The sequence below is a fragment of the Lacibacter sp. MH-610 genome, assembly GCF_045780045.1.
Classification (GTDB): Bacteria; Bacteroidota; Bacteroidia; order Chitinophagales; family Chitinophagaceae; genus Lacibacter.
Genome location: NZ_CP116002.1, coordinates 2482788 through 2497422 on the forward strand (window position 1 = coordinate 2482788; position 14635 = coordinate 2497422).

Annotated in this window: 5 protein-coding genes; 3 read left to right on the top strand and 2 right to left on the bottom strand. The window is 41.6% G+C overall.

Annotated elements, in window-relative coordinates:
- Nucleotides 1-197 precede the first annotated feature (197 nt).
- Nucleotides 198-1721, top strand: a complete 1524-nt coding sequence (gene lepB, locus PDL71_RS11470) for a signal peptidase I (protein WP_407521104.1) — start codon at nucleotides 198-200, stop codon at nucleotides 1719-1721.
- A gap of 119 nt (nucleotides 1722-1840) precedes the next feature.
- Complete coding sequence (locus PDL71_RS11475) at nucleotides 1841-2329, top strand: cytidine deaminase (protein ID WP_407521106.1); 489 nt, start codon at nucleotides 1841-1843, stop codon at nucleotides 2327-2329.
- A 15-nt stretch (nucleotides 2330-2344) separates the two neighbouring features.
- Here the strand turns inward: PDL71_RS11475 and PDL71_RS11480 are convergent, their stop codons facing one another.
- Together PDL71_RS11480 and PDL71_RS11485 are read right to left on the bottom strand one after the other, a co-directional pair.
- Nucleotides 2345-2845: a methylated-DNA--[protein]-cysteine S-methyltransferase gene (locus PDL71_RS11480; RefSeq protein ID WP_407521108.1), complete on the bottom strand. Its 501-nt coding sequence runs from the start codon at nucleotides 2843-2845 to the stop codon at nucleotides 2345-2347.
- Complete coding sequence (locus tag PDL71_RS11485) at nucleotides 2842-3741, bottom strand: transglutaminase-like domain-containing protein (RefSeq protein WP_407521110.1); 900 nt, start codon at nucleotides 3739-3741, stop codon at nucleotides 2842-2844. The genes PDL71_RS11480 and PDL71_RS11485 overlap by 4 nt, the downstream gene beginning before the upstream one ends.
- A 786-nt stretch (nucleotides 3742-4527) precedes the next feature.
- Here PDL71_RS11485 and PDL71_RS11490 point away from each other — a divergent pair.
- Entirely contained in the window at nucleotides 4528-14589 is a 10062-nt protein-coding gene (locus PDL71_RS11490; protein ID WP_407521112.1) for a beta strand repeat-containing protein, read from the top strand.
- Nucleotides 14590-14635 lie beyond the last annotated feature (46 nt).

The window sequence follows — 14635 nt, forward strand, 5'->3', positions numbered from 1 at the left end:
TATGAAAGTAACATTTTTATTTTTTGAACTACTAATAATGTACAGGTTTTGATGTAGCAGGTTAAACATTATGCCCTTTTCAATTCAGCCAAATTGGTTGATTGAAAGGCGTAAGGTGTTAAAACCTATTGAATCTTGTAAGCACTGGTGGTGCTCATCCTGAAAAGCTTATTTTTGCTCTCCTTAAACAATAGTACATGGGTTGGATCATTTTTATTGCAGGAACCATCGGATTTCATATCGGTTTATACGGCATGTTTAAAAAAGCAGGTATTGAGCCTTGGAAAGCCCTGGTGCCTTTTTATAACACCTGGCTGATGGTTGAAAAATTACAGGTAAAGCCTCTTTGGTTCTGGTTACAGTTGATTCCCGTGGTGGGACAGTTTGTAACCATTTCTCTTACGATTGATTTCATCAAACAGTTCAATAAATTTTCACTCCTGCACCACACTTTGGCTGTGTTGGTTCCGTTTGCCTACCTGCCGTACCTTGGTTATGCACCGCAGGTACGGTACATTGGTCATGACGAAGCAAAGAAGCATCGTAAAACAGCCGCCCGTGAATGGATTGATGCAGCGGTTTTTGCAATTGTTGCTGCTACCATCATCCGCACATTTGTATTTGAAGCTTACACCATACCCACACCTTCCATGGAAAAATCCCTGATGGTGAATGATTTTCTGTTTGTAAGTAAACTCAGCTATGGCCCCCGTATCCCCAATACACCACTTGCTGTTCCATTTGTGCATCATTCATTACCCGTTACCGGCGGTCAATCCTACCTGGAGTGGATTAAACTTCCTTACAAGAGATTATTTGCTGCCGATGTAAAACGCAATGATGTGGTTGTTTTTAATTTGCCCGTGGGTGATACGGTTATTAATGATGAAGAAAACTTTGGTTCAAAGGTTACTTACTACGATGCATTACGGCAGGCGGGAGGTAACAGGGATGTTATCTGGAACCAGTATGAAAGTATTATTGTAACAAGACCGGTTGATAAAAGGGAAAATTTCATCAAGCGTTGTGTAGCCATCGCAGGCGACACTCTTGAAATAAGAAATGGAGTTGTTTACATTAACGGTAAACAAAATGAAATACCTCCCCGTTCTGAAACCAATTATTTGCTCACCACCAAAGGCCAGTCACTGGACATGACCATGCTGGAAGAAACATATGGCATCAGGTCAGAGCAGGGAGAATTGCGTTCCATTGGCACCAATCAATATGAAATTTATTTAACGGCTGAGCAAGTGCCCGTGTTTCAAAAGTTAGCTTTTGTTGCTGATTTAAAACCGATCAATTATTCTTACGAGCAATTCAACTATGGTGTTGCCGGTGCAGATATTTTTCCGAACGACACTATCAACTGCAGGTGGACCATTGATAACTATGGCCCTCTTTACATACCTAAAAAAGGCGCCACTATTGAATTAACAGCCGCTAATTATAAGCGTTACGAAAGAGTTATCCGGGCTTATGAAGGAAACAGTTTTGAATACCAAAACGGTCAATTCATTATTAACGGGACAGCAACCAACAAGTACACTTTTAAAATGAATTATTATTGGTTGATGGGGGATAACCGTCATAATTCACTGGACAGCCGTTACTGGGGATTTGTGCCTGAAGACCATGTGGTAGGCGAGGCCTGGATGATTTTCTTTAGCTGGGAAAATGGCAAACCCCGCTGGAACCGCTTGTTCAGGTTAATAAAATAATTTATATTTGATACCGAACTTTTATGATGGAATCCCCCGGCTTGGTTCGGGGGATTTTTTGTCTGCTTACTTTTGAAACACCCGATGCAAAATCCAATTGACCACCTAATAACATCTTTATGACCAAAGAACATTTTCAGTTTGAATATGAAGTGTACAATTCAATTGACGAATTAACGGAAGATGACAAATGGCTGCTGGATGAGGCCAGGGAAGTAACCCAACAGGCCTATGCACCCTACAGCCGCTTTCATGTAGGTGCGGTAGCCAAACTAAACAATGGCGAAACTGTAAAAGGAACCAACCAGGAAAACGCCTCTTTCCCGGCAGGTCTGTGTGCTGAAAGAGTGCTGCTGGCTGCTGTTTCTTCATTACATCCCAAAGCAGCAATTGAAACAATGGCTATCAGTTATTTCAACCACAACGGAGAAAGTAATAAGCCCATTACTCCCTGCGGTATTTGCCGGCAATCCTTACAGGAGCATATGGAAAAAACAAAAACACCCATCCGCCTTATTCTCGGAGGTATGTACGGAGAAGTATATGTAATACCGCATGCTGAAATGCTCTTGCCTATGTCCTTTACCAGTAAGGATCTGAAACAATAAACGGAGAAGATAAAATCAGGATTCTGGAAAAAGAACGGGGCTTCCGCAAACCCTCGCTTCATGTTCCAATAACCATTGTTTACGATGAAGCCCACCCGCATAACCGGTTAATTTACCATCAGCACCAATTACACGATGGCAGGGTATTATTATGGCAAGTGGATTTTTTCCATTAGCTGAAGCTGCTGCACGAATTGATTTTACATTACCAAGTCTTTTTGCCAGTTGCAGGTAAGTGATGGTTGTGCCAAATGATAATTGTACTAATTCCTTCCAAACAGATTGCTGAAAATCTGTACCTGCCGGTGCTAATGGCAATTCAAAATGCCTGCGGGTGCCTCTGAAATACTCATCCAGCTGTTGTACTGCATTTTGAAGAAGTGATGAATTACTGTAAACTATAGAAGCAGGTTCTGCGTCCTGAAAAGAGACAATAGTAATTGCTTCCTTATTCGCCTTAAGAAGAATAATGCCAAGAGGCGATTGATAGTATGCTACATCTTCCACTTCATTCATTCAGCGTCGGTTTCATCAGGTTCAGCATCATCCAATAAGCCGGAAAGATTCAGGAGATCATCCTGTTTGTAGCGCTTTGATTCATCCATAAAACATTTGGCGTATTCTTCTAAAAGTAATTGTACAAGGTTACGGTTACTCATCGGCCGGAAATAGGAGGCAGAAGGTGGCACACTGATGCGCTTGAAATAAGTTTCTACATCCTGGTGAGAATAAATTTGTCCGCTGGCAGCATCCAGGTAAAACTGTATTTGCTCCGGCGGATAAGTGGCTCTCTGCTTAATACGTAACCAATCATCAAAATATCCAAGGATAAACTGACGGGGAATATTAATCACCTGCAGGTTAATATCCAGCATGCGGCTGAGCACCATTACTAAAAGACCGATACTTATGGCATTGCCCTTTTTTGATTCAACAAGTTTGGGCAATAAGAACTCATCGGGTTTAAGATAGTTTACTTCGCTGCCTTTAAACTTGTAATAATTGTAAAGAATATTGCTCAGCACATTCACCTGCTCCAGCGGGGTTAAAAAGCTGTTGAGCTCCAGCCACACGTTTCTGCGGATTTTCTCCAACTCCTGTAATGTAGCCGTTAAGTTAAGATCGGGGTATTGATAGCGGCTGAGCAGTAACACACCAGTAAGCAGATCCTGTTCTTTTTCCTGCGACCAGTCTCTCAAATCTGTTCTTAAATCCTGCAGGTGTAAACGGTGAATGAGCATTTCAATGCGTTCCTGTACGGGTTCATCGGGGGTGGTTTCCCATAAATGTTCCAGGTTGGGAATGATTCCGCTGCCCAAGGCAATGATGCGGGAACTTACTGATGAATACACTTCTTCATCAGGATCATCAATGAGGTGGAGCAGGGCATGTATTTCTTTTGTTTCTTCCATGATAAGGGTTAGGAATCAGTAAAGATGTAAATCTGGATTTTAAATTGCAAAATCAATCACAGAGGGCATAAAAAAGTTGTTCACAATGATGTGGAAAGATGAGTTGCAGAGCGGGGTTTTCATACTGATCCAAAATTTGCCACGCATGGAGATTCATGTATGTAACGATCTTGATTTTATTGTCTGATAACACAGGTTATTTTAAATAATCCCTCAATAATGGATAAAGCATGGTTCCTGATTTAGGGTGAGTCTGTGAGAAAAAATTCAGGATTATTATTTTCTATTTAACTACAACACCCTATATTCGAACAGTAATTTTATCTAAACCTTTTCATTTCCATCGGTTATATCCACTTTAAACCAGTTTCATAGCCTAATCTTTTTCAGATAACCCCTATACCTGTTCCGTATCCGGTATTAACCAAACTGCAGAACCTCCACAGTAACATTATTGGCAAAAATTATTGATTATGTACCAGAACAGCTGTTGGCATTCTCATGCTTATCAATGTGTTTATACTAAAACGCATTCGTTTCCTCTTTTAGTTCTCTGCATTTTTCAATCTGTCTTGTTCAGTAAAAGAGAAGGTTTAAAACTTCTTTGTTATAACCACATATAAATCTGAATCGATCTGCATTCTTCATCCCAACTACTGCAAAAATCATCTTATGAGTCATTTTTACACGAGCTACCGAAAATTTTTGAATGTATTTGTATTGGCGATTAGTTGTTTGATTTTGAATTCCGAAGCTTTCGGACAAATTACGATCACAACGAATAATTTGAATTATTCTCAAAATTTCAATACACTTTCATCCCCAGCATCAACCACAACTGGTTTAAGCTGGACGAATAATTCAACTATTGTCGGTTGGTATTTATTTAATAAAGACAATACAGCAATTACGACATATGGAGCAGAAAATGGAAATAGTGGTAATGCTACATACAATAGTTATGGGGCAAGTTCTAATACTGAAAGAGCTCTTGGAAGTTTAGGTTCAGGAGGTACTTATTGGGGAAGTCCCTCATCTGGTTCAGTAGCAGGCTACATGGCTTTAGCTTTAACCAATGCAACAGGAAGTACGATTAATTCAATTACTGTAAGATTCAATGGTGAACAATGGCGAAATGGAGGAAATACAACTGCACAATCAATGTCAGTACAATATGGGTTTGGTGCAACTTTTTCAAGTGTTACGACCTGGAACAATACACCCGCTGGTTTTAGCTTCACTTCACCGGTTGCAACTGCTACCGCTGCTGCAGTAGATGGAAATGTAGCTGGAAGAGTAAATAATTTAGGAGGAAGTTTGAATTCAATAGGTTGGACAAGTGGTTCTACACTTTGGATACGTTGGGTTGAAAATAATGATGCTGGGAACGACCATGCTTTAGCCATTGATGACCTTACTTTTAGCGCATACATTGGTGGAGGTGCTATCGTTGATGGGGGCGTAAATTTTGTTGGACGAATTAATGGCTATAGTCAACCTATCAATTGTACTGGTGGCGATTACAGGGTATTAAACTATCGAAGAGTATCGGCAACCAGTGGCAACCCTGTTGACGGACGTGGTCAATGGTTTACAACAGTTAATGTTCAATCAAGCGGTGGAAACGTAACACCAGATAATATGCCCGGCGGAGGCGGAGCAGGCTTTTTGTTTACAAGTGGTGGCGGATGCGGAAATACAGGAACTTATTTAAATAAATGGAATTTTGGAGGTGTAGGCCAGGCATCATTGGATGCGGTGAATTTAACATCGTTGAATAACTCCACTGACATGGGGCTTAACATGGGCACAGCAGGCCGTTACACATTTGTAATGAAAGATGTGTATAATACAAATGGCCCTGCTTTTTATGTAGGTTTTACAACAAATGACCCGGTAACATTAACTCATAATACGGCAACCCAACAGCCAACCATAGGTTCCGGATCAGCAACCATAACTGCTACACTTAGTACAACACCATCAACCCAGGAAAAATTTTATTTACGTTACCGGGCTACAACAAATGACCTCAGTACTTCTACATCACAAGTGTTAGGAACAGTATCAGGTACCACCGTTACGTTTAATTTAAGCGGCTTATCAAGCAGCACAACTTATTATTATTATGTACTAAGTACAACTAATAACAGCTATACCAGTTTATCAGAAGTAGATAAATCTCTTTGTATTTTAAACTTTGCTGATAATGCCGGTAGTAATTATTCATTTACAACAGCTGTACAGCAGTACACCATTACTGCATCGGCCGGTGCCAACGGCAGCATCAGTCCCAGCGGTACAACTACATTAAACAGTGGTGGGAATCAAACATATACAATTGCCCCGGGCTCCTCCTGTTACCGAATTTCCAGTTTAACTGTTAATGGTAATCCTGCTTCCTTAACTACTGGAAGTTTTGATAATGGAGGCACTTATGTATTCAACAATGTTACAGCCAATCAAACGATTGATGTTACGTTTGCATTGAAAACATACACTGTTACTGTAAGTGCCGGCGCCAATGGAAGTATTAGTCCGGGTACAGGTTCTGTGAATTGCGGAGACAATGCAACTTACACCATCACACCGAACGCAGGTTTTTATATTTCAGATGTTCAGATCAATGGAGTAAGCAACGCAACGGCGAAAGCGAATGGTTCTTATACATTCTCCAACGTTACATCTAATCAAACTATTTCAGCAAGCTTTGCCCCGTTAATTAATTATATCTATCACGAGGCAACAACCAATAATCCCGGTTGTGGTCCTGATTACAGAAGTGTTCTTACGCCCAACTCAACACAAAGCCTGAGCCTTGCCTGGAAGATTGAGTATCAAAATCTCTGGAATCAATCACGTATATATTATACTACAGATGGAAGCACCCCTTCCGGTGCTTTTGGTGCGGGGAGCGGTACAACGCAGGTTGTTAACGGAATTTATAATTGTGGAATCGGCGGAAGTCCTAATCCCGAGGTTGTAACCGGAACTATACCGGCACAACCTGCAGGTACAACTGTGAAATACATTATCAGTGCATGGAATAGTAATGGCGGAACAGAATTATTTGCCAATTCAGGCAACTGTAACGGTTGCGGTGCCAAGACAAGTTCAACTGATGCAACTGTGTTTTCATACACTGTACTTCCTGCTACCTATACAATTGCAGCTAGTGCAGGTGCAGGTGGATCGATCAGTCCAAGTGGTTCTGTATCTGTAACTGAAAATAACAACCAGAATTTTACCATTACTGCCAACAGTGGCTTTGTAATTGGTGATGTTTTGGTAAATGGTTCTTCTGTAGGAGCAGTTGGCACCTACACATTTACTAATGTAACGGCTAATCAAACGATCAGTGCCGGTTTCTTGCCAACTACATTTGGCTTTTACAACCTTCAGTTTCCGGGTTCAGCTACCATCTCGCAGGGAAATAATATAACTGCCTTTGCCCAATATTATATTGCTGGAGTTACTGATGTTTCTTCTGATGCTGCTCCTGGAGTAAATGTCTGGATAGGTTATAGCACAACGAATACCGATCCTTCATCAGGAGGATTTACATGGGTGCCTGCAACATTCAATCCCTCCTCCGGCACAAATAACAATGACGAATACCAGGCAAGTTTTGGATCCTCATTAGCGCCGGGTACTTATTATTATGCCAGCCGTTTTCAACGTAATGGTGGCGATTACTACTATGGAGGTTTTAACGGAGGCCCATGGAATGGTACTACCAATGTAAATGGTGTGTTAACCATTAATCCGGCAGGGTTTAACATTGTTTCCAGTGCAGGTGCAGGAGGAACTATCAGTCCGAATGGTACAACTCTTGTTGGAGCAGGAACGGATCAATCCTACACGATCACTCCTAATTCCGGTTTCATTATTGGCGATGTATTAGTGAATGGAGTTTCACAGGGTGCTATCAGCAGCTATACATTTACTAATGTTCAAACCACGCATACCATAAGTGCCAGCTTTTTACCAACCACCATTGATTATGCCAATCTGCAATTCCCGGGTTCGGCTACTGTTACCCGTGGTACTAATATCAATGTATTTGCACAGGTGTATAAAGCCGGAATAACTGACGCCCCGGGTGCAGGCAGTGGTTTGAGTGCCTGGATCGGTTACAGCAGTACTAATGAAAATCCAAATTCAACTTCATTTACATGGATACCGGCCAATTTCAATACACAAGTTGGCAATAATGATGAATTCATTGGAACATTTGGTGCTTCATTACCGGCCGGGACTTATTATTACGCCAGCCGCTTCCAGTTAAACGGTGGTGCATTTTATTATGGAGGATTTAATGGAGGTTTCTGGAATGGAACCGGTAATGTAAATGGCGTTTTAACTATTAATCCTGTAACTTATACTATTACTGCAACTGCCGGAACAGGGGGTTCTATCAGCCCGAGCGGAAGTGTTACCGTTAATGAAAATACCAACCAGTCTTTTTCTATCACAGCCGCCAGCGGTTATGAGATTAATGATGTTCTTGTGAATAATGTATCACAAGGTGCTATCAGTTCTTATACATTTAATAATGTTACGGCAAATCAATCCATCAGTGCTATCTTCAAAAAAGTAGCCATTGAATATGCTAACCTGCAATTCCCTGCCAATGCAACTATTAATACAGGCGGCAGTATGACTGCATATGCCAGAGTATATGTGGCGGGTGTTACAGATGCTGTAAATGGTCAGGGTCCCGGCATAAGTGCATGGATTGGCTACAGCTCTAATAATACAGATCCTTCCGGATCCGGATGGACATGGGTGCCTGCTACTTTTAATCAACAATTTGGTAATGATGATGAATACCAGGCAAGTTTTGGTTCTGATTTGCCGGCCGGAACTTATTATTATGCAAGTCGTTTCCAGATAAACGGAGGTGCTTATTATTACGGAGGCTATACAAATTCAGGTGGTGGTTTCTGGGGCGGACCGAATGTGAGTGGCGTGTTAACTGTAAACTGTACCGTACCAACTGCACCTTCAATCAGTGCCAATGGTGTGACTACATTCTGTGCAGGAGGCAGTGTAACTTTAACTTCTACCAGCGCAACAGGTAATACATGGAGCACAGGCGCTACCACACAAAGTATTACCGTTTCAGGTTCAGGAACCTACTCAGTAACCTTTACGGATGGATTTGGATGTGTGTCTGTTCCAAGCAACGCTATAACAGTTACGGTGAATCCTATTCCTGCCAAACCCACTATTTCAGCATCGGGTTCAACTACTATCTGCTCAGGAAATAGTGTTACGCTTACCTCAAGCAGTACTACCGGTAATTTGTGGAGTACTGGTGAAACCACACAAAGTATTGTTGTTACTACAGCAGGAAGTTATACAGTAAAAGTTACTTTGAACAATTGTGAATCTCCTGTTTCTGATGCAACAACAGTAACTGTAAATAGTTTTGGTGGCTCAAGTGGCACGGAGGTTTTTGCTGAAACAATGGGTACTACAACTGCAAGTTCGATAGCAGCATATGAAACTGCAAATAGTTTTGACAATGACAATCATACGATGAGCGGTTCCACCGGTGTGGATATCAGAACAACTGTTTCTTCCGCCGGTTTATATACAGGCGCATCCGGCAGCTCCAATGTATTTATTACTTCAACATCTGGTTTAAATTTCCAGATTGCCGGCATCAATACCTTAGGCGCAAGTAATCTGGCTCTAAGCTTCGGAATCTACAAGAGTACTACTTCCAGCAATGGATCAGATTTTGTAGTAGAGGTTAGCAGTGATGGAATCAATTATACACCGTTAACTTATGCGGCATTGCCTACAGGCAGTGGTACCGCTACATGGTATTTAAGAACAGCTTCAGGCAGTATACCGTCCACTGCTAATTTGCGGATCAGGTTCAGACAAACCGGTTCAACGACTCAATACAGAATTGATGATGTTGTACTAACTAAATCAACAGGCGCAAGCGCTTCTATCGGTGCTGATGGTCCAATTACATTCTGTACACCCGGCAGTGTAGTGTTAACTGCTACACCGGCAGCCTCCTACTTATGGAGTAATGGTGCTACAACTCAAAGTATTACTGTTACAACCTCAGGCAGCTTTAGTTGTATATTGACTGATGCCAATGGATGTACAGCAACTTCCAATACTATCGTTACAAATGCTGTTGTAAGCCCAACCGTAACGATTACCAATCCCTCAGCTGTATGTGCTCCGGCAACTGTTGATTTAACTGCAGCTGCTATTACAAATGGCTCCGGTAGTAATTTAAGTTTTACTTATTTTACCAATGCAGGTGCAACAACTATTTTAAATAATCCAGACCAGGTTGCGGCAAGCGGAACCTATTATATCAAAGGCACTGATAATACAACAGGTTGTTTCGATATCAAACCTGTTATTGTAATTGTAAATCCAAGACCTGCAATTACAACAGGAGCTAATCCAGCCGTATGTATTGGAACCGGCACTGCTTCTATTTCTTACTCTGCGCCTTTAAATACACCGGATAAATACAGCATTGTGTGGAGCAGTTCTGCAACAAATGCCGGATTTACTGATATAACACTTGAAAACCTGCCTGCAAGTCCAATTTCCGTAACGATACCCGGCAGTGCTGCTCCGGGAGCATATACGGGAACATTGACAGTAACAAACAGTGCTACAGGTTGCACAAGTGTTGACTATCCTGTAAGTATTACCATTAACACTGTAACTGCAGTTGCTTCCAATAATGGCCCATTATGCGAAGGACAATCATTACAATTAACAGCACTACCAGGTAGCCAGTCTAAATATGTATGGAGCGGCCCCAATGGTTTCAGCAACATAGCCACAGGTACTACTTTTTCTGAAAGTTTTGCCACCACCTCAGCGACAGGATGGTCCTTAAATAGTGTGCCTGTAAGTGCATCACAGGCATGTGCATCTAATGGACTTCTGTTTAATGGAACAGGTGATTTTGCAATCACACCTGCCATTACAAATCCCAATAAACTTAATTTCAAAATAAGACGTAGTGGTGATGCTACAACATGGTCAGTAAACGTACAGATCAGTAGTGAATCACCGGTTAGTCAAACTTCCGGTCCATGGACAACAGTTGCTACTGTTGGTTCAACTGTTACTACCACCTGTACCTCTGTAAGTGAAATCGATTTAAGTGCATACCCGGGTACAAGATATATTCGATTCATAGATACAAGAGCGTCGGGTGCTAATGAAAGAGGTATTGATGAAATAAGTGTTTCAACGTTTACATACACTCAGAATCCTGTTATCAACAATGTAACTGCTGCAAACGCAGGCACGTATTCATTAACGGTTACAGGAACGAATAGTTGTACTTCAACAACAACCACAGAAGTAGTGATCAAAACAGCGCCGGTAATCAGTAATTATGAAAATATTACTGTAAATGCTGATCCCGGAAATTGTAATGCTGTGGTGAGCTATCTTCCTGCAACTGTAACAGGAAGTCCAACGCCTGCTGTAAGTTATAGTCACGTATCAGGTTCCACTTTCCCTGTAGGTACTACAACAGTAACCATTAATGCAACAAATGATTGTGGTAATGTTTCAAAAACATTTACAGTTACAGTGGTGGATAATCAGGATCCTGTAATTACGTTGCCAACAGTTGCACCATCTTACAACACCGATAATGGCACCTGCTCAAGCAGTCAAACATTTGCAGCTTCAGCAACAGATAATTGCACAGTTGCAACTATTAAATACTACATTAATTACGGAACAAGTTCACAGGCAGAAATAAACTTCCCGTATAATTTCCCGGTTGGTTCGACTTCTGTAACAGTGGTGGCAACAGATGTAAATGGACGTTCAGCTACCAATGCATTTACGGTAAATATTACTGATACCGAAGCTCCTGTACTTGTTGATCCTGCTGATGTAACAGGTACTAACGATGCAGGTAAGTGTTACAAAGTAGTGGTGTTAACAGCACCGGTTGCTTCTGATAACTGCGGCATTGCAGTTGCAGGTGTAACCGCTACAGGCATCCCTGCTGATAATAAGTTCCCTGTAGGTACAACTACGGTAACATGGAGTGTAACTGATATTCATGGTAACACTACCACACAATCACAGGATGTAACCATTACTGATACCGAAGCTCCTGTACTTGTTGATCCTGCTGATGTAACAGGTACCAATGATGCCGGTAAATGTTATAAAGTAGTGGTGTTAACAGCACCGGTTGCTTCTGATAACTGCGGCATTGCAGTAGCAGGTGTAACAGCTACAGGCATCCCTGCTGATAACAAGTTCCCTGTGGGTACTACTACTGTAACATGGAGTGTAACTGATATTCATGGTAACACTACCACACAATCACAGGATGTAACCATTACTGATACCGAAGCTCCTGTACTTGTTGATCCTGCTGATGTAACAGGTACTAACGATGCAGGTAAATGTTATAAAGTAGTGGTGTTAACAGCTCCGGTTGCTTCTGATAACTGTGGTATTGCAGTTGCAGGTGTAACAGCTACAGGTATCCCTGCTGATAATAAGTTCCCTGTTGGTACAACTACGGTAACATGGAGTGTAACTGATATTCATGGTAACACTACCACACAATCACAGGATGTAACGATTACTGATACCGAAGCTCCTGTACTTGTTGATCCTGCTGATGTAACAGGTACTAACGATGCAGGTAAGTGTTATAAAGTAGTGGTGTTAACAGCACCGGTTGCTTCTGATAACTGCGGCATTGCAGTAGCAGGTGTAACCGCTACAGGCATCCCTGCTGATAATAAGTTCCCTGTTGGTACTACCACTGTAACATGGAGTGTGACTGATATTCATGGTAACACTACCACACAATCACAGGATGTAACGATTACTGATACCGAAGCTCCAAATGTTATTACAAGGCCTGTTACTATTTATCTCAACGCTTCAGGTATTGCCACAACTACTGCAGCAGCTGTGAATAATGGTTCAACAGATAATTGCGGAATTGCAACTATTACGCTGTCAAAAACAAGTTTTAACTGCAGTAATGTTGGAACCAATAATGTGGTCTTAATAATTACAGATATTCATGGTAATACTGCATCTGCAAACGCAGTTGTAACAGTTGTTGATAATATACCACCAACAGCTGTCTGCAAAAACATAATAGTATTTCTTGGCGCATCGGGCTCTGTATCTATTGCCGGCAACGCTTTGGAAAACGGAAGTACTGACAACTGCAGTATTCCTGTAAACGGATACAGTTTATCACAAAATGTGTTTACTGCAGCAGGTGTATACAATGTTACTATGACAGTAACTGATGTAAACGGTAACAGTTCTACCTGTACCGCTACAGTAAGTGTAAATAAACGTCCTGTTACTGTTACTTATACCGGTGATGCTTCAGAACAATATTCTGATGTACAAACGCTTACTGCAAGACTTACGGATAACCTGGCAGGAGGTGCCGGTATTGCAGGCAGAACGGTAACATTTACGATTGGTAGCCAAACAGTTTCTGCTGTCACCAATACATCCGGAATTGCCACAGCTTCATTAACCTTGAATCAGAATCCTGATCTTGCTTATACTGTTGCCGTTTCTTTTGCGGGAGATGGTACTTACCTGCAGGGTTCAGATTCCGATCCATTTGATATTCTTGATGAAGACGCAAGAGTTGATTATACAGGAACACAGTTTGCTGCAACAGCCAATGTATCATCCTCTACTGCAACCGTATTACTCAGTGCAACTGTATCTGATATAACTGCTATTACAAATGATGCAGCTTACGATGCATTTGCAGGCGATATCCGGAATGCAAGGGTTCGTTTTGTAGTTGTAGAAACCGGACAAACCAGCAATTGGCTCACACCGGTTCTTGTAAACAATGCAGATACGAAGACAGGTACCGTTTCAAGTTCTATAACGCTAAATATTGGTAATGCCAATTCACAATCCTATACAGTCCGTATAGAAGTTGATGGGTACTATACTCAATATCCACCTGAAAACGGTATCGTAACAGTTTACAAACCACTTAGTGATTTTGTAACAGGAGGTGGCCATATTATACCAACAGCTTCTGCAGGTACTTATGCATCTACACCCGGATTGAAGATGAACTTTGGATTAAATGTGAAATACAATAAGCAGGGTACTAACCTGCAAGGCGGTGTTAACATGATCTTCAGAAGATTGGTGAACGGAACAATACGTACCTATCAGATCAAATCGAATTCAATGACCTCCTTAGGTACCAGCGGCACCACCGGAACAACAACAGACCGTTATGCAGAATTCCTTTCTAAAGCAAATCTCACAGACATTACTGATCCGTTAAATACCATTTCGCTCGGAGGTAACCTGGATCTGAGAGTAAGTATGCGTGACAGAGGTGAACCCGGTTCATCTGATGAGATAGGAGTTACCTTGTTTAATCCAAGTGGCGGCCTGTTGTTCTCAAGTAACTGGGTAAGCTCTCGTACCGTACGTTTGCTCTTAAGAGGCGGTAACATTGTAATAAGCGGAGGTAATGTGGGTACACCTATTGTGCGGGTTGACGGCCCGGGAGTTTCAGTAACGCCACCTGTAACTTCGGCTCCATTAAATCAACACTTCAATGTAAAAGTACTGGGCAATCCAACCTTTAATAAGTTTGTTTTAAAACTGGAAAGCAGTGATGTAAACAGCAACATCACATTGAAAGTGGTGGATGCAGCCGGAAGGATTGTTGAAGTAAAACAAAACCTCAGAGCAGGCCAGGTAATTGAACTGGGTGATGATTACAGGTTGGGTACCTACTTTGTTGAAGCGGTACAGGGTACAGAGCGAAGAACAGTAAAACTGATGAAAGTAGAACGTTAAACGTTTCAATGAAAAACTTCATATCAAGATCGGTCAGTTGACCGAT

What these genes read in the sequence shown, in the direction of transcription:
- PDL71_RS11485 (WP_407521110.1), bottom strand. Translation starts at nt 3,741, where the DNA reads ATGGAAGAAACAAAAGAAATACATGCCCTGCTCCACCTCATTGATGAT.
- PDL71_RS11475 (WP_407521106.1), top strand. Translation starts at nt 1,841, where the DNA reads ATGACCAAAGAACATTTTCAGTTTGAATATGAAGTGTACAATTCAATT.
- lepB (WP_407521104.1), top strand. Translation starts at nt 198, where the DNA reads ATGGGTTGGATCATTTTTATTGCAGGAACCATCGGATTTCATATCGGT.
- PDL71_RS11480 (WP_407521108.1), bottom strand. Translation starts at nt 2,845, where the DNA reads ATGAATGAAGTGGAAGATGTAGCATACTATCAATCGCCTCTTGGCATT.